22 protein-coding genes and 4 pseudogenes are annotated in these 20,650 nt (G+C 52.4%); 3 read left to right on the top strand and 23 right to left on the bottom strand.

The window, feature by feature from the left end; all coding sequences use genetic code 11:
• Positions 1-404: 404 nt before the first annotated feature.
• The 9 genes and pseudogenes from ACX9GT_RS11400 to ACX9GT_RS11360 all read right to left on the bottom strand — a co-directional run bounded on the left by ACX9GT_RS11400 (position 405) and on the right by ACX9GT_RS11360 (position 7,330).
• Positions 405-941, bottom strand: a complete 537-nt coding sequence (locus tag ACX9GT_RS11400; RefSeq protein WP_473191162.1) for a glycine zipper 2TM domain-containing protein — start codon at positions 939-941, stop codon at positions 405-407.
• A 359-nt stretch (positions 942-1,300) separates the two neighbouring features.
• On the bottom strand, positions 1,301-2,605 hold the full coding sequence (locus ACX9GT_RS11395; protein WP_473191161.1) for an NAD(P)/FAD-dependent oxidoreductase: 1,305 nt from the start codon (positions 2,603-2,605) through the stop codon (positions 1,301-1,303).
• Between the two features lie 332 nt (positions 2,606-2,937).
• On the bottom strand, positions 2,938-3,480 hold the full coding sequence (gene ycfP, locus ACX9GT_RS11390) for an alpha/beta hydrolase YcfP (RefSeq protein WP_473191160.1): 543 nt from the start codon (positions 3,478-3,480) through the stop codon (positions 2,938-2,940).
• Between the two features lie 70 nt (positions 3,481-3,550).
• A pseudogene (gene nagZ, locus ACX9GT_RS11385) lies at positions 3,551-4,572 on the bottom strand (beta-N-acetylhexosaminidase).
• A 32-nt stretch (positions 4,573-4,604) separates the two neighbouring features.
• Positions 4,605-5,474, bottom strand: a complete 870-nt coding sequence (gene thiK / locus ACX9GT_RS11380; RefSeq protein WP_473191159.1) for a thiamine kinase — start codon at positions 5,472-5,474, stop codon at positions 4,605-4,607.
• A complete protein-coding gene (lpoB, locus tag ACX9GT_RS11375; RefSeq protein ID WP_473191158.1) occupies positions 5,455-6,033 on the bottom strand; it encodes a penicillin-binding protein activator LpoB in 579 nt (192 codons plus the stop codon). Before lpoB ends, thiK begins: the two co-directional genes overlap by 20 nt.
• 25 nt (positions 6,034-6,058) lie before the next feature.
• The gene (locus tag ACX9GT_RS11370; protein WP_473191157.1) at positions 6,059-6,448 is read right to left on the bottom strand and encodes a YcfL family putative periplasmic lipoprotein; all 390 of its coding nucleotides are present in this window, start codon (positions 6,446-6,448) and stop codon (positions 6,059-6,061) included.
• 12 nt (positions 6,449-6,460) lie between these two features.
• A complete protein-coding gene (gene hinT / locus ACX9GT_RS11365; RefSeq protein ID WP_473191156.1) occupies positions 6,461-6,811 on the bottom strand; it encodes a purine nucleoside phosphoramidase in 351 nt (116 codons plus the stop codon).
• Between the two features lie 144 nt (positions 6,812-6,955).
• On the bottom strand, positions 6,956-7,330 hold the full coding sequence (locus ACX9GT_RS11360) for a winged helix-turn-helix transcriptional regulator (RefSeq protein WP_473191155.1): 375 nt from the start codon (positions 7,328-7,330) through the stop codon (positions 6,956-6,958).
• Positions 7,331-7,428: 98 nt separating this feature from the next.
• Between ACX9GT_RS11360 and ACX9GT_RS11355 the strand changes: the two genes are divergently transcribed.
• Positions 7,429-8,184, top strand: coding sequence for an SDR family oxidoreductase (locus ACX9GT_RS11355; RefSeq protein WP_473191154.1), 756 nt, complete (start codon positions 7,429-7,431; stop codon positions 8,182-8,184).
• Positions 8,185-8,202: 18 nt separating this feature from the next.
• Positions 8,203-8,385 (top strand): annotated as a pseudogene (locus ACX9GT_RS11350) (type II toxin-antitoxin system HicB family antitoxin); the annotation flags it as partial.
• A gap of 261 nt (positions 8,386-8,646) precedes the next feature.
• On the opposite strand, the gene ACX9GT_RS11345 reads toward ACX9GT_RS11350, so the two are convergent.
• The 3 genes and pseudogenes from ACX9GT_RS11345 to ACX9GT_RS11335 all read right to left on the bottom strand — a co-directional run.
• Complete coding sequence (locus ACX9GT_RS11345) at positions 8,647-9,054, bottom strand: hypothetical protein (protein ID WP_473191153.1); 408 nt, start codon at positions 9,052-9,054, stop codon at positions 8,647-8,649.
• Positions 9,047-9,505: a hypothetical protein gene (locus tag ACX9GT_RS11340; RefSeq protein ID WP_473191152.1), complete on the bottom strand. Its 459-nt coding sequence runs from the start codon at positions 9,503-9,505 to the stop codon at positions 9,047-9,049. Before ACX9GT_RS11340 ends, ACX9GT_RS11345 begins: the two co-directional genes overlap by 8 nt.
• A 5-nt stretch (positions 9,506-9,510) precedes the next feature.
• Positions 9,511-9,732 (bottom strand): annotated as a pseudogene (locus ACX9GT_RS11335) (phage integrase); the annotation flags it as partial.
• 7 nt (positions 9,733-9,739) lie between these two features.
• Here ACX9GT_RS11335 and ACX9GT_RS11330 point away from each other — a divergent pair.
• Positions 9,740-10,024: pseudogene (locus ACX9GT_RS11330) on the top strand (IS630 family transposase); the annotation flags it as partial.
• Positions 10,025-10,114: 90 nt separating this feature from the next.
• On the opposite strand, the gene ptsG reads toward ACX9GT_RS11330, so the two are convergent.
• The 11 genes from ptsG to ACX9GT_RS11275 all read right to left on the bottom strand — a co-directional run bounded on the left by ptsG (position 10,115) and on the right by ACX9GT_RS11275 (position 20,646).
• Positions 10,115-11,548 carry a PTS glucose transporter subunit IIBC gene (gene ptsG / locus ACX9GT_RS11325; protein WP_473191151.1) on the bottom strand — a complete coding sequence of 478 codons (1,434 nt, stop codon included), beginning with the start codon at positions 11,546-11,548 and terminating at the stop codon, positions 10,115-10,117.
• 338 nt (positions 11,549-11,886) lie between these two features.
• Positions 11,887-12,663 (bottom strand): metal-dependent hydrolase, encoded by a 777-nt coding sequence (locus tag ACX9GT_RS11320; protein ID WP_473191150.1) that lies wholly within the window; start codon positions 12,661-12,663, stop codon positions 11,887-11,889.
• Between the two features lie 14 nt (positions 12,664-12,677).
• Positions 12,678-13,685, bottom strand: coding sequence for a DNA polymerase III subunit delta' (gene holB / locus ACX9GT_RS11315; protein WP_473191149.1), 1,008 nt, complete (start codon positions 13,683-13,685; stop codon positions 12,678-12,680).
• Positions 13,685-14,323, bottom strand: a complete 639-nt coding sequence (tmk, locus tag ACX9GT_RS11310) for a dTMP kinase (protein ID WP_473191148.1) — start codon at positions 14,321-14,323, stop codon at positions 13,685-13,687. Before tmk ends, holB begins: the two co-directional genes overlap by 1 nt.
• Entirely contained in the window at positions 14,313-15,338 is a 1,026-nt protein-coding gene (gene mltG, locus ACX9GT_RS11305) for an endolytic transglycosylase MltG (RefSeq protein ID WP_473191147.1), read from the bottom strand. Before mltG ends, tmk begins: the two co-directional genes overlap by 11 nt.
• A 13-nt stretch (positions 15,339-15,351) precedes the next feature.
• A complete protein-coding gene (gene pabC, locus ACX9GT_RS11300; RefSeq protein WP_473191146.1) occupies positions 15,352-16,149 on the bottom strand; it encodes an aminodeoxychorismate lyase in 798 nt (265 codons plus the stop codon).
• Between the two features lie 135 nt (positions 16,150-16,284).
• Entirely contained in the window at positions 16,285-17,526 is a 1,242-nt protein-coding gene (gene fabF, locus ACX9GT_RS11295) for a beta-ketoacyl-ACP synthase II (protein ID WP_473191145.1), read from the bottom strand.
• Between the two features lie 81 nt (positions 17,527-17,607).
• Positions 17,608-17,844 carry an acyl carrier protein gene (gene acpP, locus ACX9GT_RS11290; protein ID WP_004719003.1) on the bottom strand — a complete coding sequence of 79 codons (237 nt, stop codon included), beginning with the start codon at positions 17,842-17,844 and terminating at the stop codon, positions 17,608-17,610.
• Positions 17,845-17,998: 154 nt separating this feature from the next.
• Positions 17,999-18,733, bottom strand: a complete 735-nt coding sequence (gene fabG, locus ACX9GT_RS11285; RefSeq protein WP_473191144.1) for a 3-oxoacyl-ACP reductase FabG — start codon at positions 18,731-18,733, stop codon at positions 17,999-18,001.
• A gap of 11 nt (positions 18,734-18,744) precedes the next feature.
• Positions 18,745-19,674, bottom strand: a complete 930-nt coding sequence (fabD, locus tag ACX9GT_RS11280) for an ACP S-malonyltransferase (RefSeq protein WP_473191143.1) — start codon at positions 19,672-19,674, stop codon at positions 18,745-18,747.
• Between the two features lie 18 nt (positions 19,675-19,692).
• On the bottom strand, positions 19,693-20,646 hold the full coding sequence (locus tag ACX9GT_RS11275; RefSeq protein WP_473191142.1) for a beta-ketoacyl-ACP synthase III: 954 nt from the start codon (positions 20,644-20,646) through the stop codon (positions 19,693-19,695).
• Between the last annotated feature and the right edge of the window lie 4 nt (positions 20,647-20,650).

Genomic DNA, 20,650 nt, shown 5'->3' with positions numbered 1-20,650 from the left:
TGTGTTTGAACCACAATGAGGCCAGCCAAGGTTGGCGATCTCAGCTTTAATTTAATTTAAATTCATTCACTTGTGTTTCGGTGCCATTTTAATAAACGTCGATATATGTACTAGTAAACAGGATGGTTTGATGCCACGCCTGTCACAACTCAGAAAAAAATAGCTTCCAGTGATTAATTTTATTAACCTTTCAGCTGTGAAACCGGCGATGGGCTGGAAAAAAGATTGATAAAAGAGTGGCGTGAACCCTTCCTGTGCAATCGCTTGAAAGGTCCATGTTGCAGTATCACGATAGGTGTGTTTGCTGCCGGGGTGAGGTGTTTGTCGTGCGGTGATATTCCCCTCTCCCAAATAGGAGAGGGAATTGCTCAGGCAGACAAGGGGTTAATTTTTTACCGTTTAGCTCAGATCTTATTCAGCACCAGTTGGCCGTTTCTATCCAGCGGGATCTGGGTGCCGGGATCGTGATCCATACGGATTTTGCCCTGCTGGTTGCCTATCTGGTAGGTGACGTCATAACCCAGCATTTTTTGCGATTTATCGTAAACCGTTTTACAGCGCTGCTGTGTACTGGTCGTTGTGTCACTATTCTGTAGGCTTCCCTGAACCTGATTTCCAGCATAGCCACCTCCTAATGCCCCCACCACGGTCGCCACATCGCGGCCTCTGCCACCACCGATCTGATGACCAATTACGCCACCGGCGACGGCTCCCAACACCGAACCGGCAATGCGATTCTCATCCTGCACGGGCGCTCGGTGGGTGACCGTGACGTTACGGCATTCCTGACGCGGGGTTTTAATCGTTTCTTTGATTGGCGCTGCGGCGAGAACCTGCGCATATTGCGGACCGGCAGAAAACACGTCCAGACTGGCTACGGCAGCAATCCCCAGAGCGGCGGCAATCCCAATCCCAACACCGGCTAACATTGATTTGTTCACAGGAAGTCCTCCTGAATGTGTTACCACGCATTTTGTACCGGAAAATCTACCGACGTTGCACCACGTTTATTCTTCTGCGCATCGGCGCCGGTTTACGGCGTGCGCGACGCGCCGTCTGTAAACGAGATGAAGTCTGCGCAATAATCCAAGCCCCCGCAATAAGACTCAGTGAGCAAATAGCAGTAAAACCGCGCCAATCCTTATTATTTGGGACGATTCTTAAGTGGTTCACCTAAAGATACCGCATTCTCTGCTAGTCAATCACTCATCCACCACTCATTCTGCGGCACGCGGGTATAAAAAAACCCACGCGGCGAACCTGCGTGGGTGATCGAGCGAACTAAAACGGCAGAGCAATATCAGTGCATTTTCAGGCGCGGGCGGATCACGCGGTTAATCCCCCCCACCAACATCATCAGGCCAGTTTTGGTATAGCCGTGCAGCGCTACCTGATGCATGCGGTACAGCGAGATATACACCACACGCGCCACGCGCCCTTCGATCATCATCGAGCCACGCATCAGGTTGCCCATCAGGCTGCCAACAGTGCTGAAGCGCGAAAGCGATACCAGTGAGCCATGATCTTTATACACATAAGGCTTCAGAGGCTGACCATTTAGCAGCGCCAGAATATTAGTAAAGCAGCGTGATGCCATCTGGTGCGCAGATTGCGCTCGCGGCGGCACAAAACCACCGCCCTCACGCGGGCAAGAAGCGCAGTCACCGATCGCAAAGATGTTAGGATCGCGGGTGGTTTGCAGCGTGGTCTCTACCACTAACTGATTGATACGGTTAGTTTCCAGCCCGGCAATATCTTTCATAAAGTCCGGGGCCTTGATTCCGGCCGCCCACACCATCAGATCGGCATTGATAAATTCACCGCCCTTGGTATTCAAGCCCTTTTCATCGGCGCTGGTCACCATGGTATTGGTCAGCACGCGCACGCCCAGGTTATTCAGCTCCTGATGGGCGGCGGAAGAAATACGCGGTGGCAAGGCGGGGAGAATGCGCTCACCGGCCTCAACCAGCGTGACTTTCAACGCGCTGTTGTCCAGCCCTTCAAAACCGTAGCTGTGCAGCTGTTTTACCGCGTTATGCAGTTCAGCAGACAGTTCAACGCCGGTAGCACCACCGCCCACAATCGCGATATTGACGCTTTCTTTATCGCCTGGCTTGGCCGAGAACTTCAGGAACAGGTTCAACATTTCGTTATGGAAACGGTGCGCCTGATGCGGGTTATCCAAGAAAATACAGTGATCTCTCACCCCTGGAGTCCCGAAATCATTTGAGGTACTGCCGAGCGCCATCACCAGAATGTCGTAACTCAATTCACGCGCAGGAACCAGTTCCGTGCCCTGCTCATCGCAGATCTGCGTCAGTTGCAGCGTCTGTTTTTCGCGATCGATGTTGGTCAGTGAGCCGAGTTGGAAGTTGAAATAGTGATTACGGGCGTGTGCCAGATAATTCAGCGCATCAACGCCGTCGTCCAGCGATCCGGTGGCCACTTCATGCAGCAAAGGCTTCCACAGATGGCTGTGGTTGCGATCCACCAGCGTGATCTCGGCTTTGTTCTTGTGGCCCAATTTGTGCCCCAGACTGGTTGCCAGTTCCAGACCACCGGCACCACCCCCGACAATCACAATTTTCTTCTTTGGCGTTGTCAAAATAACCCCCTAAATGTGAACCTATTGTTATCTAAGGGTAAAGAAATAATATCCTTAGAATACAGTCAGTTCGCTTAAATTAAACCTGCTATCTGAGGCCAGAATAGCATGAGAGGTCATTTGGTCATACCAAAATTGATGTACATCAAACTTTTTTGGTTAAAGGCTGGACGAAGGGATTTTTTGGGTATTGTGATTCAAATAGTTAGCGCCCGATCACAATTTCGAATTGTATCGCTGGCCAACAAGAAAAGACCTGAGAAAGCTCAAAAAACCACCACACCTGCCCTTTGGGAGCCGCCATGGTGGCCTGAAATAACGTTATAAAACTGTTACGCGAGAGCCTTGAACGCCTTGATGCGTTGCAGATGCGGCGAGATATTTTTGAACTTGTGCGTTTGCTGTTCGTCCCAGACGATCTCGTAGTACTTGTCCAGCAATTCTGCGCTGCGCTGATTGTCTAGCACCTCATCATGGCGGGAAAGCACCACCAGACAGCGATCGCGGTTTTTCTCACGAAAATCTTCCACACACTTGGTGGCGATGTCGCGATACTCTTCCGGCCGGTCGATCTTGCCGTGCATGTGTTCTTCCGGGTACAGATTCGGGTTGAAAATCACCTGACGAATTCCGCACAGGAAACCAATACGTTCAGCCCAAAATCCCCCCAGGCCCACACCGCAGATCAGCGGGCGGTTATCCCCTTCCTGCTGAACCGCTTTATCCACCTCTTTCAGTAAATGCTGCATATCATGGCGTGGATGCAAAGTGCTGTAACTGATAAAACGCACGTCCGGATCGATGAACTGTAACTGCAAAACCTTTTCATGATTGCCGGGACTGTTGGAATCGAAGCCATGCAAATAGATAATCATGTAGATCCTCGCAACAAGCTAGGGGCCACCTGCCCCCATCATTAACGCCGTATGACGACGCCCTAATCATTCACCCTGCGGAACGCTGTTTTTGTGCTCTTCCCAGCGCTCGCTCAACGCGCTCAACTGCTGGTGCGCCAACTGCCAGCGTTCGGAAGCGCGCAACTCCTGACGGGTGAACTGACCGCGATGATATAACCGCTTCAGTTTTTCTACTTTGACCGGGAACAGGTTATCCAACACGCTGACCGCACCTGCACGGTGATTACATACCAGGATCATATCGCAACCGGCATCCAGCGCCGCCTGACCACGCTCAGCGTAGCTGCCCATGATCGCCGCCCCTTCCATCGACAGATCGTCAGAGAAAATAATACCGTCAAAACCCAACTCCTGGCGCAGAATCTGTTTCAGCCAGTAGGGCGAACCACTGGCCGGGCGCGGATCGGCTTCAGTATAGATCACGTGGGCAGGCATCACGGCGTCGAGCAAACCGCGGCCAATCAGTTCGCGGAAAATCGACATATCATGTTCACGAATTTGTGCCAACGGGCGCGGATCGCGCGGGGTTTCTTTGTGAGAATCCGCCGTCACCGCGCCGTGCCCTGGGAAATGCTTACCGGTGGTTTTCATACCCACACTGTGCATCCCTTGTATAAAACGTTCGGCCATCGCCAGCGCCTGCTGTGGATCGCTGTGGAAAGATCGCTCACCGATCGCCGCGCTGGCATGGCCCAAATCCAGCACCGGAGCAAAGCTGATATCGATGTCTTGCGCAATCATTTCCGCAGCCATCAACCATCCGGCTTCCTGGGCCAAGCGCCCGCCTTCCTGTGCATCGTTGAGCGCAGCAAACGACTGTGCTGCCGGTAAACGGGTGAATCCTTCGCGGAAACGCTGTACGCGCCCCCCTTCCTGATCCACCGCCACCACCAGCCGATCGTGAGATGCCGCCCGGATCTGCCGCACCAGTTCGCGCAACTGTTCGGCGTCGTGAAAATTGCGGGTAAACAGGATCAAACCGCCGACTAAAGGATGCTTTAAAATCTCACGTTCTTCTGCGTCCAGCTCGTAGCCGACGACATCTAGCATTACTGGGCCCACGGCCACCTCACTTGATTAATTCATTGAGAACAGGGGGATGAGAAACAAAAACGCCGGTATAACGCTGCGCCCCAGCGCAAAAACTCCCGATCCCCGCTTTGCTGCCAACGGACTTCAAACCACATCAGCATCAGGTAATCCACCCACGGCAGCCAGCGTTGTACCTGTGCAGCCAGTTGCCGACGATCTGAGTAGCCCTGCTGCTCGTAGTGGCGTAAAAAATGTTGCTGGGCGGCAGGTGAGAATTGATTGAAGCGAAACAGTGCGGCCAGTTCCAGAGCAATATCGCCGTCGGCGGCATACTCCCAGTCAATCAGCCTTAGCCGTTCACCTTGCACCAGCAGATTGCCAGCATGAACATCCATATGTAACGGGGCCAACATTAACGGCTGCGGCGATGTGCTTTGCATAAATGCGTGCTGCCAAGCTAGCCAGGCAGGGGTAATACGCCGCCGATCGAGCTGTTGCCAATAACGGGCGAACTGTTGCTGCAAATTCAACCGATAACCGCTTAGCGGCTGGTGATGCAGTTGAGCCATCAACGCCGCCAGTTCGCCACTTTCATTTAATGCCAGAAAAGACGATTCACTGACGCTCTCGCCTGTAAGCCATTCGACGATCAGCCAGCCAGACGTTTGCAGCAAGATCTGCGGCCCGATCCCAACGCCACAGCGCTGCAACACGCGCCCTTCACGGCGGCGGCTGACGCCAAGCCGGTACTTGTCCTGCGTCTGCTGGCGTGCCAGCAGATGTATCCCCTCACCTTCGATCCGCCAGCTTTCACCGGTCAGCCCCTGCACCGGGCTGAAACGACAACCGGCGGTATTGACCGCCGGTAGCCTGTGACTGATTAAGCGCCGAAGCTGAGCCTCACTGCTTGACGTCGCCATTACCCGACCAGACGATTTCACCGCTTTGTACCAACATCAGTTGCATGTCCATCGTTGGAGCCTTTACGTCGCCGCTGACATCGCTATACAGCACGTACTGCGCATTGACGATACGCGCCAGGCCGATCGCTTTGCTGCGCGAGCCCAGACTGTCTTCCGCTGACAGGCCAAGCGTTTGTTTGGCGCTGGCCAGTTGTGCTTCCGGCACGATACTGAAGGTTTGGTTGGACGCCAACGCCTGATGCAAGGCAGAAGTCGCCTGCGCGATTGGCAACGCGCCGTTGGTGTTATTTTTGACGCTATCCAGCAGCAGTACACTGCCGGTGCTTACGCCATCGGCTTTCAGCATGTCATTGACTAACGGCTGCACGCTGCCCAACCAATCGAGCTGCTGGAGTTTCGGCGGCTGTGGTACCGGTTCAGGAGCCGGTGGCTGCGGTTTAGGCTCCGGCTGTGGGATCGGCTCAACCACCACGGGGGGTTGCTGCGGCTCTGGTGGGCGCGACGGGCAGCCGGTCAACACTAACGCGGCCAACGCCACAAATAGATACTTTTTCATTATCCCTCTCAACGGAACCCAATACTTATAAGAATAGATACAGACGCACGCGTTTAGCATCAAGGTTACTCTTCAGTGAATAGACCTCAACGTCTGAATTCGCTGCAACGGTGACGGTACGCGGCGGTTCAAAAGGCAGAATATCGAGCCCCTGTTTGTCATACCAATAGAAGCGGTAATGCACCGTTACCGGGGTATTCTGGCTATTGCTCAATACCGAGTTCGCCCGCAAACCACCTGAGCCCGCAGCAATCGACGGGTTATCCGCCACCATGCCCGCACTCAGCACCGACGAATCCATCACTACCCTTTGCCGTTCATTGACCGCGATGCCTTGTGGGCGACTGCACCCCATCAGCATCACGGCAGGTAATACCAGCGCCATCAAGCAACGCAAGGTTTGGGGATAGCGCATGGTGTTCCTCAATTAACGTGGCAGCAGCGGGCCCAGCACGCGCCCACCGACTAAATGCATATGAATGTGGTAGACCTCTTGCCCGCCGTGGCGATTGCAATTGACGATCAGGCGGTAGCCATCTTCCGCAATCCCTTCCTGCTCGGCAATCTTGGCCGCGACGGTGATCATGCGGCCCAAAGCCGCTTCATGCGCGGAAGTGACGTCATTCACGGTTGGGATCAGCACGTTCGGTATGATCAGGATGTGGGTCGGTGCCTGTGGGGCGATATCACGAAATGCGGTGACCAACTCATCCTGATAAACCACATCAGCAGGGATTTCACGGCGGATAATTTTACTGAAAATAGTTTCTTCGGCCATCTCAAGCTCCTTGTGAACATAAAAGATTTACGCAGTATGAGTGACAGATTCTACCGCTTTCAACCTGATTGCGCATTTTCCGCATTGAGTGATGGAGAATTACTCAACAGGCGCGGGTATCACATCAGAACAGACGTGCTTATGCTAGCCACTGATCAATTGCGGCGCATTGCTGCGCATCCACTCAGCAAGCGAGTCCAGCGTTGGGCGTAACGTCTTGCCTAGTGGTGTTATCTGGTACTCCACTCGTGGAGGCACTTGTGCAAACACTTTGCGGGTGACGAGACCACATTGTTCAAACTGGCGCAGTTGGCGCGTCAGCTCTTTTTGCGCAATCGGGGCGATCGCTCGTTGCAATTCACTGAAGCGTACCGGGCTATCGATCACAATCAAGCGATAGAGGATAGGTATCGCCCATTTACCTGAAACCAGGTTGACAAAGTTAACCATCGGACAGGGTTCATTGACCTGCGGTAGCGCCAAATTTTTTTCTGCCCATCCCTTCGCTATTGATGCCATTTCATTCCACCTTGTCTTTTAGTATCCAAACGGTACCTACTATGCAAAAGATACTCAGGTGATAATAATGGCGTAACTCATCGCTTGAAGGAAAGGTTATGTCTCGATTAAAAGGTAAATATGCACTAATTACCGGGGGAACCAGCGGTATCGGGCTGGAGACTGCACGCCAGTTTATCGCTGAAGGTGCCATTGTGGCGATCACCGGTCGCAGCAAAAGTGGATTAAAAACCGCAGGTGAAGCTTTGGGAAAAGTACTGCTATTGCATAGCGATGCGGGAAATATCGACCAGCAAAGCACTCTTGCCAAACAGTTGGCGCAGTGCTGGCCACAACTGGACATACTTTACATCAATGCTGGCGATGTCACACACCGGCCATTGCAAGAATGGGATGAGGCAAGTTATGACCAGTTGATGAATATTAATCTCAAAGGCCCGTTCTTTTTGATCCAATCCTTGTTACCGTTGCTTGCCAACCCGGCGTCAGTAATCCTTTGTGGTTCAGTCAGTGCACATATTGGCCTGGCTCAAAGCAGCGTTTATGCCGCCAGTAAAGCCGGGATGTTGTCTTTAGCAAGATCGCTCTCTGCTGAGTTGCACACGCGCGGTATTCGCGTTAACGGCCTAAGCCCTGGTCCTACCGAAACTCCAGCGCTGGGCAAACTGGGCTTGCAGGCAGAAGCAGAACAGACATTGCGTGAGAATATCCGCGCACTGGTGCCGATTGGCCGTATGGGGACAACATTGGAATTAGCAAAAGCTGCCGTATTTCTCGCTTCTGACGAATCCAGCTACATGGTGGGTAGCGAGTTATTAATTGATGGTGGCGTGGGGAATCTATCGTCGGTTTGAACTGTGAACCTGCGGGCTTGGGCTGTCGTGGAAATTGATGTTTCTCGGCTGCTTGGCGGGTCGGAAAAAATTAACGTCACTCTGCCCAAATCGTTAATTGACCGTATCGATCGCTGTGTCGCCACACATCCAGAATTTAAAAGCCGCTCCGCGTTTTTAGCCGAGGCAGCACTGCTGCAAATCAGCGGTATCCACCAATAACAGAAGCCCCGTAATGCAGGGTCCATCAACAATCTGGGCCAGCTAACGAGCTGGCTTTTTTATGCCCAAAGCACACAGCCTAAAGGGAAAAGGAACTCCTTTGTGAAACCTGTAAATAACCCTTATAAATCAATAAAAAGAAGTCACTCGCTGCCATACTGAAGGTAACTTAAAAAATAAATTATTATCAATGAGTTAACCACCTATGACTGCGTGCTAAAATCGACTCTAGCGTTGGGCGTTTGATCAATTTGCGGATCACTATTTAAGGATTGCTTCTTTCACAAACCAAAGAAGGATAGCCACAATTGCAGGTACCATTAGCGTCCAAAGAAGCCGATCATTAATACCATCAAGCCGTTTGTTGATGCTATCAAACTGATCCTCGAATTTATCGTTAATGCGTTTTTCAGATGCCGCTAATTCTTTCACCACGTCGGCACGCAATGTCTGATGGTCAGTGCGAATAGCCTCTATGTCGGATTTCGTGGCATAATTGGATTTGATGACAGCAAGGTCTGTTTTGATGACAGAAACATCATTTTCAAGTTTTTCAACCCGTTTTTCCAGCCGCTCTAACATACCATCCCCCCCATCATCACCGCCTTTGCGCACAATTCGCTCTTCTGGGAATGTTAGCAGTACTTCTTTACGTTTGGTATCACTCATCCTTGTTTACCTCTTCCTGATCTAACACCCATTGAACAACAGGGAAAGCACGGTAATGACTTATAAATCCACAATTCAAACAGTTAACTTGATACTTAACATTGCTCAATCGCGGCATTGACTCTTCTTCAATAAAGGTATAACTAACCGATTGTGTCATCGCAGCAAACGTAGCATTCGCTTGCTCTTCAAAGGATAACTGAGAAAAATCATCGGGCAACTTTGCCCTGTCCACGGTCGTTGTCTCTGGAACGGATAGCTTATTTGAACCACAAGAAAGGCAAGTTCTACTTGCTCCCCTTTCATCCAAAAATTTTGCAAATAGTTCAGGCGTAACCTTTCTTACCTGACTGTCAAGTTTAATAAACAGCTTATCGCGTATCTGCTCTTTTCTCTCAGCCTCAGCAGCGAACACTTCCTTTGCAATTTCATCCGGGATTTTGACCATCATCCTACCTATATATTCATGAGCGGATTAAACCTCACCGCATCTTCCAAGTAGTCCGGCGCAAAGTGCGCATAGACCATCGTTTCTAACATGTTTGAATGCCCCAGAATCCGTTGCAGCACAAGTATGTTACCCTCATTCATCATAAAGTGAAGGCACAAAACATGGACGACTTGTCGTATTGGCTGGCCGGAGGCAACCTCTTTAATACACGTTCTCACATACGGATGCCAAAGTGCAAAAACCATTACGCTGATTGTCGATAATGACATCATTCAAAAGAGTAAAGAAACCTTGAAATCCTGAGGAAGAACCCGAAGTTTATTTTTACTTATCAGCCTGTTTACTCATTATAAGTAAACAGGTTCGAGCTCTTGTGGTTGACTTTACATGAAACATGTTACACACAATCATCGTTGCCGAACGATGTGGCAATTGCTGAAAAACGTATGTCAGTTTATGAAAGCCACTTCACCATTCCCAGGCAATAAACCTAGCTTAACAAAAGTAGTGCGGTATTAGGCGCGATTCAATCTGGTGGATAGATAATTAAATATAAAACCATAAAAAAAGGGAGGCCATCGGCCTCCCCCATAAGCTCCCCAGCCTGAATCAGTGGTTACGGATGTACTCATCCATATCTGTTTTCAGGTTATCAGATTTGGTACCAAAGATGGCCTGAACGCCGGAACCTGCGACCACAACGCCCGCAGCACCCAGTTTCTTCAGCCCAGCCTGATCAACCTTGGATATGTCGGCCACGCTGACGCGCAGACGAGTGATACAGGCATCCAGGTTGGTGATGTTTTCTTTACCACCAAAGGCGCTCACCAAGGCTGCTGACATTTCTGTGCCACCCTGTGCCACCTGATCGACAGCGTTGTCTTCACGGCCAGGGGTTTTCAGATCCAGTTTCGCGATCAACACACGGAAGATGGTGTAGTACACCAGACCGTAAATGATACCGACGATTGGGAACAGCCAGATTTTGCTGCTGTTACCGCTCAGTACGATGAAGTCGATCAGACCGTGCGAGAAACTGGTACCGTCACGCATACCCAGCAGAATACAGATTGGGAATGCCAAACCGGCCAGGATGGCGTGGATCACGTACAGGATCGGCGCAACGAACAGGAAGGCGAACTCGATTGGCTCGGTGATACCGGTCAGGAACGAGGTCAGCGCGGCGGAGATCATGATACCGCCGATTTTGGCACGGTTTTCCGGCTTGGCTGAGTGCCAGATGGCAATTGCAGCCGCTGGCAGACCGTACATTTTGAACAGGAAACCACCGGACAACATACCCGCCGTTGGGTCACCCGCCATATAGCGAGGAATATCGCCGTGGAATACCTGACCGGCTGCGTTGGTGTACTCACCAATCTGCATTTGGAAAGGTACGTTCCAGATGTGGTGCAGACCAAACGGCACCAGAGCACGCTCAACCACACCGTAGATACCAAACGCCACAACCGGGTTCTGGTAAGCCGCCCATTGTGAGAAGGTCTGGATCGCCGTACCGATAGGTGGCCAGATAAAGGACAGGATCACACCCATCGCGATAGCGGCCAGACCGGAGATGATCGGCACAAAACGCTTACCGGCAAAGAAGCCCAGATATTCTGGCAACTGAATGCGGAAGAAGCGGTTAAACATATAGGCAGCGATGGAGCCGGAGATAATCCCCCCGAGAACACCGGTATCCGCCAAGTGTTTGGCTGCAATCTCTTCCGCTGGCAAATTCAGAACCAGCGGCGCAACCACGGCCATGGTTTTCACCATAATGCCGTAGGCCACCACAGCGGCCAATGCAGAAACACCGTCGTTGTTAGTGAAGCCCAGAGCCACACCGATAGCGAAAATCAACGGCATATTGGCGAATACAGATCCGCCAGCTTCTGCCATCACGTGGGAGACTACCATCGGCAGCCAGCTAAAGTTGGCGGAACCGACGCCCAGCAGAATACCTGCGATAGGCAATACGGATACCGGCAGCATCAGCGATTTACCTACTTTCTGCAGGTTTGCAAATGCGTTCTTGAACATAGTTGAGTGTGCTCCTGAGTAATGGTGCTTTGCTACTTCTCGCGAATTTTCGCGCTGCAAGGGGGGGAGAAAAACCCCTGCAATTCAGGGTGTCTGAGCACCCCTTGAATTTTTACGCAGAGTAAAATAAATACCCCGAGTAATGTTTGATGGCAGTCACGTTTCAATGAATAAGAGCGTGGATTTCTCTCTAAATCGCCTAATTTTTGTCTATTAAGATGAAAAAGAGAGCAGGCACCGCCATAAAACGGGTGGGAACATTACCCGTTTCGGCGATTAATTACGAGCTTAAAAAGAATTTCGTTCCTATCAACTGCACCCTAAGCCTAGGCGAAAGATCACAATTTGATATGAAATAAGCGTGAAAAATTGGCCGTGGTCGCTTCTGCCAGCGTTTCCAGGCTTACGCCCTTCAAGACGGCAAGATATTCAGCAACATCACGTACATAGGCAGGTTGGTTTTCTTTACCCCGGTGCGGCACTGGCGCAAGGTAAGGAGAGTCGGTTTCCACCAGCATGCGATCCAGCGGCACATAGCGCGCCACCTCACGCAATGACTCCGCATTGCGGAAGGTGACAATGCCGGAAAAAGAGATGTAGAAACCCAGATCCAGCAATGCCTGAGCCGTGGGTAAATCTTCGGTGAAGCAGTGCAGCACCCCGCCACATTCCTGTGCATTCTCTTCACGTAGAATAGCTAATGTGTCTTCGCGAGCATCGCGGGTATGCACAATTACCGGCTTGCTAAGTTCGCAGCCAATACGGATATGCTCACGGAAAGAAGCCTGCTGCAGCGGGATATTGTCTTTCTGGTAGAAATAATCCAGCCCGGTTTCTCCTAACGCCACCACCTGCTCTGCCGCCGCCAAGCGGCGCAGTTCAGCGTAATCGTAGCCATCTTCCAGGTTCAACGGGTGAACGCCGCAGGAGAAGGCCACATCGGCACGCGAGCCGATCAATTGTGTCATGGCTTGGTAACCCGGCAGCGTGGTAGCTACCGCCAGCACGTAGCCTACATCCCGCGCTTTGGCCTTTGCCAAGGCATCATCAACATTCTGATGCAATGCATCAAAATCCAGGCTATCAAGATGGCAATGCGAATCAACTAACAACATAGTAATAAACTCTTTTACAACGAGTGGGGTTGTGAATAGCCAACGGAGCCTAACATCTGCTCCCAGCTAAGTAACTGTTCGGTGAGCAATAGCTCGCGGTTAACACCAATGACGTTGAGCAATTGTTGGCGACAATGCAGCCACTGCTGCACGATCTGCTGCAATGAGGTGCTGCTCAGGCGGCTGGCCAGTTGCTGTACCAACGGTTGCTGATCCTGGTTCAGCACATAACCTGCCGCCCCTTGTTGCCACTTCATTGCGTCTACCAACAAAGCACATAGCCAGTGTAGCCGTTCAGCGACATCGTCATGATTCAGCACCGGGAGTAACGCCAGCATGTCGCGTTGCGGCAAGGCACTATTCAGCGCCGTACACAGCGCAGTACGCTGCTGCCAGTGCTGGGGTTGTAGTAACTGTTCGGCAGCAATCGGCGCACCGTCATGCAACCGTAGTGCGGTAAGACGATCGCTCTGGTTACCTGGAGCCTGGCGATTCAGCCATTGCAGGCTAAGCGCTTCATCAGGGCTCGCCAAGTGCCAATAGAAGCAGCGGCTGCGCAGCGTGGCCAGCAGGCGTGAAGGTTCACGGCAGGCCAGTAGGAAGAAAGTGTTGGCAGGCGGCTCTTCCAGCGTTTTCAGCAACGCATTGGCAGCGGCCTCGGTCAACAGTTCGGCCTGCGGTAGCCAAACCACCTTCGCTCCCCCTTGCTGCGCGTGTGAGTAGAGAATTTCTATCACCTGACGGATAGGTTCAATGCCTAAACTGCTTTTGCCTTTTTCCGGCGTCAATACGTGATAATCTGGGTGATTACCCGCCAGCATCAACCGGCAGCTATGACATTCCCCGCAGCTTTTCTCGCCGTTGCGCTGCTGGCAAATCAGCCAGCGGCTTAATGCGTAAAGTAACGCCTCGTCACCATTACCCGGTGCGGCATGCACAAGCAAGGCATGATGGCCGCGACCAGCCGCATATTGCCCCACCAACTGGCGATAAGGTCCGTTAAGCCACGGATACCAGTTCATTACGCCCCTTCCTGCTGTTGCAGCCACTGCGCTACCACTTGGCGAATATCGGCGGTCACCTGATCCAGTGGTTGCGCTGCATCCACGGTCACAATGGAGCTGTCTTGTGCGGCCAGTTGCAGATAGCGCTCGCGGGTGCGTTCGAAGAACGGCAACGCTTCCTGTTCAATACGGTCCAACTCACCACGCGCACGTGCCCGTTGCAGCCCAACCAGCGGCGGCAGATCGAGATAGACAGTCAAGTCAGGGCGAAAATCGCCCAGTACGATATCGCGCAGTGACTCCATCAACTGCGGATCAACCCCTCTGCCACCGCCCTGATAGGCTTGCGAGGAGAGATCGTGGCGATCGCCTACTACCCAGGCACCGCGCGCTAACGCCGGTTTAATCACGGTTTCAACTAGCTGGACACGGGCAGCGTACAACATCAGCACTTCTGCTTTGATGGTCGGCAATTCGCCGTCAGTACCGCGTTTAAACAGGTCACGGAGTTTTTCTGCCAATGGCGTGCCACCGGGCTCACGAGTGAATACGATCTCGTTGATGCCCCGCTCATTCAGCACGCTGACGATAGTGTTGCGCGCGGTGGTCTTGCCTGCGCCTTCCAGCCCTTCGATAACCACGAATTTACTTTTCATTCTTGTCCTTTAACACCTGGCGGTAAGTGCGCACCGCCTGATTGTGGCTGGCCAGATTGGTGGTAAACGTATGCCCGCCCTTACCGTCGGCAACAAAATAGAGATAAGCCGTTTTTTCTGGATTAGCCGCTGCTTCTAGTGAAGCCCGGCTCGGCATCGCAATCGGCGTTGGCGGCAGGCCACCGATCACGTAAGTGTTATAAGGCGTCGGAGTTTCCAGATCTTTACGGCTGATGTTGCCAGTATAGCTGTCACCCATGCCGTAGATCACCGTTGGATCAGTCTGTAAACGCATCCCCAGGCGTAACCGGTTGACGAACACCGATGCCACCTTGGTCCGTTCTTCCGCTACGCCGGTCTCTTTCTCTACGATCGAGGCCATGATCAACAACTCATCCGGCGTTTTATACGGCAACGTGGTATCTCGCGCATCCCAGATCTCTTGCAACGCTTTGTTCAGGCGCAGATGTGAACGTTTCAATAGCGCCAAATCGCTGGTTCCAGCGGTATAAAGATAAGTATCAGGATACAAGCGCCCTTCGAGACTGCTACCGGCGGGTAGCCCCAGCGCCAACGCAATCTCAGCCTCACTTTTACCCGCTAGGGTGTGTTTGACATATTTGGCTTGCTGCAACACTTGCAAACCGTCACGCAGGCGCGAGCCTTCGATAAAGCGCGCGCTGAATTGCGCCTCTTTACCACTTGCCAGCAGCTTCAGCATTTCACGCACCGTCATCCCCGGCGTGAAACGATAAGTACCCGCTTTGAACTTGGCCAATTCCGGTTCCAGCCGCAGCAACCAAGGGAACCACCTGCCGTTGTGGATCAGTTTATCGCGCACCAATAGCCCTTCCAGCGCCACGCGTCCGGTACCAGCGGGCAGCTTGAAGAGGGTCTCCTGCTGGATCGCCAGCGGCATGTCAGCGAAGCGTTCAACTCTCTGGTACCCCCAAAACGGCAGAGCCACAATCAGGGCAAGAACCAGCAACGCAATTTTGAGCTTTTTTCTCTTCATCAATCAGCCATCATTAACAGTGTGGACGCAAAAAGTCATACAGCTGGCGCGAGTAATAGCACCATGACTGTGCTTCATTGACTGGCAGCAATGGCATCAACGCATTGCTCACCAAAACCTCATCAGCATCGGCCAGCGTTTCCAGCGGTTCACTGACCAGGTACAGTTGATATTCACTGCCTGTCAGTAACTCAATCACCCGTCGGCGCATCAACCCGGCAACGCCCGCCTGATCCAGATTCGGCGTAAAGACCGTTTTCCCTTTACGCCAGAATAAATTAGCCGCACAGCATTCCACCAGCATGCCGGTAGTGTCAAGCACCAGCGCCTCATGGGCATCAGTCTGGTCAAGATGCGTGCGAATCAACACCTGCTCCAGGCGGTTAAGGTGTTTCAACCCGGCCAGTAACGGGCTGCGAGCCAACGGGATCGGGCTTAACGCCAAACGGATCCCCTGCTCGCGCCATTGCAGATAATGCTGGGGGTAAGTACTGCGTGAAATAATACGTGTGGGATGTTCGCAGCCGTGCGGGCTGTAACCCCGCCCACCGCTGCCACGCGTCAGTATCGCTTTGACCACGCCCAGTGGGATAGATTCTGCCGCATGCACCATTTCACGCTCAAACGCCAACCAGTCAACGGCAGGCAACAGCAAGCGTTGCGCCGCCTGCTGCATCCGCTCAATATGCCAGGGTAAAAGATCGACTTTCCCCTCCACGACTCTCGCCGTGGTGAAACAGCCATCACCAAACTGCAAACCGCGATCGCTAGGTGCCAAGGCATCATGCTGATGTCCGTTGATCCAGTACATAGTTCCCCTCCCTATAGGCTTCACCACAGCATAACAGGCGCATAAAACCATAGCAGCAGAGGCACTACTGCCGGGCACATAAAAAAAGCCCGATCCATAATGAACCGGGCTTTTATCAATTGCTGATGAGCTTAACTACACGCGACGGAAAATCAGCGAGCCGTTAGTACCACCAAAACCGAAGGAGTTACACAGGGTGTACTCCATCTCTTTCGTCTGACGTGCTTCATGCGGGACAAAATCCAGATCGCAACCTTCATCCGGGTTATCCAGATTGATGGTTGGCGGTACGGCCTGATCGCGCAATGCCAGTACGGTAAAGATCGACTCAATCGCACCCGCAGCACCCAACAGATGGCCGGTCATCGATTTGGTGGAACTGACCATCACGCTTTTAGCATTGCTGCCAAACACGGATTTCACCGCCTGAGTTTCGGCTTTATCACCGGCCGGCGTCGAGGTGCCATGCGCGTTGATATAACCAATTTGTGACGCGGTTATGCCTGCATCAAGCAGCGCATTTTCCATTGCCAACGCGGCGCCTGCACCGTTTTCTGGTGGTGACGTCATATGGTAAGCATCGCTGCTCATACCAAAACCGACAACTTCTGCGTAAATCTTCGCACCGCGTTTTTTCGCGTGCTCGTATTCTTCCAGCACCATCATGCCCGCACCGTCACCCAGCACGAAACCATCACGGTCTCGATCCCAAGGGCGGCTCGCCGCCTGCGGGTTGTCGTTGCGGGTAGAGAGCGCACGAGCAGCGCCAAAACCGCCCACGCCCAACGGAGTGCTGGCTTTCTCTGCGCCACCGGCCAGCATCACATCCGCATCATTGTAGGCAATGATCCGCGCCGCATGGCCGATGTTATGGACACCTGAAGTACAAGCGGTGGCAATAGAGATACTTGGGCCACGCATGCCGTACATGATAGTCAGATGACCCGCAATCATGTTCACGATGGTCGAAGGCACAAAGAACGGGCTGATTTTCCGTGGGCCACCGTTAACCAAGGAGCTGTGGTTCTCTTCGATCAAACCCAGGCCACCGATACCGGAGCCGATAGCGGCACCAATGCGGCTGGCGTTGGCCTCGTTGATTTCCAGCCCCGCATCCTGCATGGCTTGCATGCCGGCTGCGATGCCGTATTGAATGAAGGCGTCCATCTTGCGCGCATCTTTGCGCGAGATGAAATCTTCAGAATTAAAATTCTTTACCAAGCCAGCAAAACGCGTTGCATAGGCAGTAGTATCGAAATGGTCGATCAGGCTGATGCCACTCTGACCGGCAAGAAGAGCGTTCCATGTGGACTCTACCGTATTGCCGACAGGAGACAACATGCCCAGTCCGGTCACAACTACTCGACGCTTAGACACGTTTGTCCTCCAAGGAGGGAAAATATGACACTAGGGATAGAAAAAACTTAGGCGGTCGAGTGACCGCCTAGATATGTTCGCTTACTGCTGGCTAGCGTTGATGAAATCAATAGCTGCCTGAACAGTAGTGATTTTCTCAGCTTCTTCGTCTGGAATTTCGGTGTCGAATTCTTCTTCCAGAGCCATTACCAGCTCAACGGTGTCAAGAGAATCAGCGCCCAAATCTTCAACGAAAGAAGCGTTATTTAAAACTTCTTCCTGTTTAACACCCAGTTGCTCAACAATGATTTTCTTAACGCGTTCTTCGATAGTGCTCATACTCTTAAATTTCCTATCAAAACTCGCTTTCGCGATGGTTTTCGTAGTGTATAAAATGTTGAAAAAGATGCAACTAAATCCCGGCTGGTCAAACCACGATTTTACGCTATTTTGCGGTTTTTGCCGCAAATAACGCAAATGGTTTTCACATTTTTTAAATCATGTACATGCCGCCATTGACATGTAACGTTTCACCGGTGATGTAGCCAGCCTCATCAGAGGCTAAAAATGCAACAGCGCTGGCAATTTCTTTAACGTCCCCAAGCCGGCTAGCCGGAACCTGGGCTAAAATGCCTGCGCGTTGATCTTCTGTCAACGCCCGTGTCATATCCGTCTCAATAAAGCCAGGTGCCACGACGTTGACCGTAATGCCACGTGAAGCAACTTCACGTGCCAAAGATTTACTAAAACCGATTAGACCGGCTTTAGCCGCCGCGTAGTTTGCCTGCCCTGCATTACCCATGGTACCTACAACAGAACCTATGGTGATGATACGGCCAAACCGCTTTTTCATCATAGCTCGCATTACCGCTTTTGACAGACGGAATACCGAGGTCAGATTAGTGTCCAGAATATCCTGCCACTCATCATCCTTCATTCGCATCAGCAGGTTATCACGCGTAATGCCGGCATTATTCACTAAAATGTCGATTTCGCCAAATGCTTCACGAATCGATTTCAGTACGCTGTCGATAGATTGAGCATCAACAACGTTCAACATGAACCCTTTACCGTTATCACCCAGATACTGACCGATCGCCTGCGCACCGCTTTCGCTGGTGGCCGTACCGATCACTTTAGCACCACGTGCAACAAATGACTCTGCAATAGCTCGGCCAATACCACGGCTTGCACCGGTGACCAGAACAACTTTTCCTTCGAAGCTCATTGTTTTCCTCTTTATTGTTCAAGCGCCGCTGACAGAGTGGCGGTGTCATTGACCGCCGCAGCCGTCAGGGTATCAACAATGCGTTTGGTCAGGCCGGTCAGAACTTTGCCTGGGCCGACCTCCAGCAGTGATGTCACGCCTTCTGCCGCCATGAATTCTACACTTTCCGTCCAGCGTACCGGGCTGTACAGCTGGCGCACCAGCGCGCTGCGAATAGCTTCTGGCGAAGTTTCAGCACGGACATCAACGTTATTGACCACCGGCACCTGCGGCGCACTGAATGTCACGTCCTGCAACGCTACCGCCAGTTTATCGGCAGCAGGTTTCATCAATGCGCAATGCGAAGGAACGCTCACCGGTAATGGCAGCGCACGCTTGGCACCGGCAGCCTTACAGGCAGCCCCCGCGCGTTCAACTGCGTCTTTATTACCCGCAATAACCACTTGCCCCGGCGAATTGAAGTTTACCGGCGAGACCACCTGCCCTTGAGCAGATTCTTCACAGGCTTTGGCAATGGCTTCGTTATCCAGACCGATAATCGCATACATGGCACCGGTACCTTCCGGTACGGCTTCCTGCATCAGTTTACCGCGCAGCTCTACCAAACGGATTGCCGCAGCAAACTCCAGCACGCCCGCACACACCAGCGCTGAGTATTCACCCAGGCTGTGGCCCGCCATCATGGCTGGGGTTTTACCGCCCTGCTGCTGCCAGACGCGAAAAACCGCCACCGATGCCGCCAGCAGTGCTGGCTGGGTCTGCCAGGTTTTGTTCAGTTCTTCTACCGGCCCCTGCTGCACCAGTTGCCACAGATCGTAGCCCAAAGCCGAAGAGGCTTCGCTAAAAGTCTGTTCCACGATCGGAAACTGTGCGGCCAAATCGGCCAACATGCCAACGGTCTGTGATCCTTGACCTGGAAAAACAAAAGCAAATTGCGTCATTTTTATCTTCCTGTTAAATCAAAAACGAACCAGCGCCGAACCCCAGGTAAAGCCGCCGCCAAACGCTTCCAGCAACACCAACTGACCACGCTGGATACGCCCATCGCGCACGGCCTCATCAAGCGCCGACGGTACAGAGGCGGCAGAGGTGTTACCATGACGATCGAGCGTCACCACCACTTTATCCATCCCCATACCCAATTTTTTCGCTGTTGCGCTGATGATACGCAGGTTGGCCTGATGCGGAACCAGCCAATCCAACTCGCTACGATCCAAATCATTGGCTTTCAGCGTTTCATCAACGATATGTGCCAGTTCAGTCACTGCCACTTTGAAGACTTCATTACCAGCCATGGTGACATAGGCTGGTTGATCCGGGTTCTGACGATCTTTATTCGGCAGCGCCAGAAGATTGCCGTAACGACCGTCGGCATGCAGATGCGTTGAGATAATCCCTGGCTCTTCGGATGCGCCCAGCACTACCGCGCCCGCACCATCACCAAACAGGATGATAGTGCCGCGATCTTCAGGATCCAACGTGCGTGAGAGTACGTCCGAGCCGATCACCAACGCATGTTTCACCGCGCCATTCTTCACATACTGATCGGCCACGCTCAAGGCATAGGTAAAACCGGCGCAGGCCGCAGCAATATCGAAAGCTGCACAATCTTCAATACCCAGCATCTGCTGCAACTGGCAGGCAGAACTTGGGAACGCATGGCTTGAAGTGGTGGTTGCCACAACGATCAGGCCGATATCTTCTTTAGCCACACCGGCCATTTCCATGGCGCGGGTCGCGGCATGGAAGCTCATGGTTGCCACGGTTTCATCGGCAGCAGCAATACGACGCTCACGGATACCGGTACGCGTGACGATCCACTCGTCAGAGGTATCCACCATTTTTTCTAAGTCAGCGTTGGTGCGCACTTGTACGGGTAAATAACTCCCCGTACCGAGAATCTTTGTATACATGTAC

This window comes from Serratia sp. YWN4 (assembly GCF_055790845.1).
Note: the sequence above shows the minus strand (reverse complement) of the source record. Positions and strands in the feature narration are given on the sequence as shown.